We start from the raw sequence: 2,148 nt of genomic DNA on the forward strand, positions 1-2,148 counted from the left end.
CAGGGCGTAGGTCATGCCCTCGGTGCGGAAGCCGGTCTTCCACTCGCCGTACTCGACGGTGTCGGCCTCCATGGCGAACATCAGCGTGTTGACCACCGCCAGGGCGATGCCGAGGACCCCGAAGAAGATGATCGGGATGGCTGGCGTCGACGGGGGGGCCAGCGAGACGCCGATGCCGCCGACGATGCCGAGCAGGCCGGCGAGGATGTAGGCCCGCTTCTTGCCGAAGGTGCGCACGATCTTGGGGATCAGCGGGGCCATGACCAGCATGGCCCCGGTACTGACGACCGTGATGAGAATGTAGTAGTTGGCGTCGCCGAGGACGTCGCGGGCGTAGAAGGCGTTGACGGTCTGCAGGGAGAACATGGCGCTGAGGAACGCCAGGGCGCTGAGGCATAGCATCATCAGTGGCCGGTTCTGCCTGAGGGTGGCGATGGTCTGCTTGAAGCTCACCTGGGCGACGTCGCGCGGGACGTTCTCCCTCGCGGTCACGAAGAGGAAGAAGTACAGCACGGCCCCGACGACGGCGAAGGCCAGGGTGGTCATGGTCAGCGACCGCTGCAGGTCCGGCGAGCTCTTGATCTGGGGGGCGACCACGAAGGCCAGCATGATGATGGTGAGCGCCGACCCGAAGACGCGGAAGCTGGCCAGCTTGGCGCGCTCCTGCGGCCGCTGGGTCATCGCCGCGGCCAGCGAGCCGTACGGGATGTTGACCAGGCTGTAGAACAGGCCGAGCAGCGCATAGGTGAGATAGGCGTAGGCGAGCTTGGCGCCATCGGAGAACCCACCCGGCACGGTGAAGGTGGCGACACTGAGCAGCAGCACGGGGATGCCGGCAATCACGAAGAAGGGACGGAACTTGCCCCACCGGGTGTTCGTCCGGTCGACCATGCGGCCGGCGAAGATGTCGGCGAACGCGTCCCACGCGCGCACGACCAGGAACAGCGTGCCCGCCGCGGCGGCGGAGATGCCGACCACGTCGGTGTAGTAGAGCAGCAGGAACATCGAGGTCATGGAGAAGGCGAGGTTGTTGGCCGCGTCGCCGGCGGTGTAGCCCAGGTACTGTGGCAGCCGGAGCCGCCCGGTCTCGGGTGCTGCTTGCGCGGGGGCGGTGACTGCGGTCACGGCGCTTCCCTTCAGGCGGCCCGCCGTGGCGCGGGCGGGGAGGTGGACGAAGAGGGCCTGGCGGCCATGGAATCAGTCGTCGCGGCGCCAGCGGCGGCGCAGGGCCCAGGCGGCCGCCTTCGGCTGGCGGTCGCGGGTGAACACGCCCTTTTTGTTGCCGCCCACGCGCATGATGCCCGAGGTGGTCACGAAGTCGGCGAAGTTCCACACCTGCTCGCCGACGACGGCGTCGATGCGGTCGAACACGCGGTGGTTCATGTCCAGGTATTCCACCTGGTACTCCTCGGACCAGGGCTGGGGGGTGATCGCGTGCAGTCCCGGGTAGGTGTCGGCGCCGTACTCGGTGATGATGATCGGCTTGCCCTCGCCCGCCCAGCCCTTCAGCTCCTCTTCCCAGGCCAGCTCGGCGGCCTTCAGCTCGCCGGTGTTCACATACCAGCCGTAGTACCGGTTGAGCATCAGCACATCGCCGAACTGCGAGACCCGGCACTTGCCGTAGGGGGCGAGCATGACGTTGACGAAGCCGACCGGCCGGGTGGGATCGAGCTCCCTGGTCAGCTCGAACAGCGGCTTGAAGTACCGCTCGGCGCCCTCGGTGTCGGACTCGGGCTCGTTGGCGATCGACCACAGCACCACGCTCGGATGGTTCTTGTCCCGGGCCACCAGCTCGCGGATCGCCTGGGCGTGCACCTCGCGGGTCTGGTCGTTGACCGTCTCGGGCGAGTAGGTGGTGTAGCCCTGGCCGCCGAAGATCCCGCCGCCGAGCCCCATGTTCAGGCCCACCGCCGCCGTCTCGTCGATGACGACGATCCCCTGGCGGTCGGCGTAGTCGAGCACGGCCTCGGCGTAGGGATAGTGGGAGGTCCGGAAGGAGTTGGCCCCGATCCACTTCAGCAGCTCGAAGTCGTGGACCAGGAAGGCGTCGTTGTGGCCCTTGCCGATCACCGGGAGGTCCTCGTGCTTGCCGAAGCCGGTGAAGTAGAACGGCTCCCCGTTGATGAGGAACCTGGTGCCGTCCACGGC

Annotated in this window: 2 protein-coding genes; both read right to left on the reverse strand. The window is 67.6% G+C overall.

All coding sequences use genetic code 11. The features are described 5' to 3' along the window. Positions 1-1,125, reverse strand: a 1,125-nt coding sequence (locus VF468_11905) for a glycoside-pentoside-hexuronide (GPH):cation symporter (GenBank protein ID HEX5879002.1), incomplete at its 3' end; no start/stop codon positions are given. A 72-nt stretch (positions 1,126-1,197) separates the two neighbouring features. Then, positions 1,198-2,148 (reverse strand): glycoside hydrolase family 2 TIM barrel-domain containing protein (locus VF468_11910; protein HEX5879003.1); only part of this gene is annotated, 951 nt, incomplete at its 5' end.

The sequence above is a fragment of the Actinomycetota bacterium genome (genome assembly GCA_036280995.1).
Lineage (GTDB): Bacteria > Actinomycetota > CALGFH01 > CALGFH01 > CALGFH01 > CALGFH01.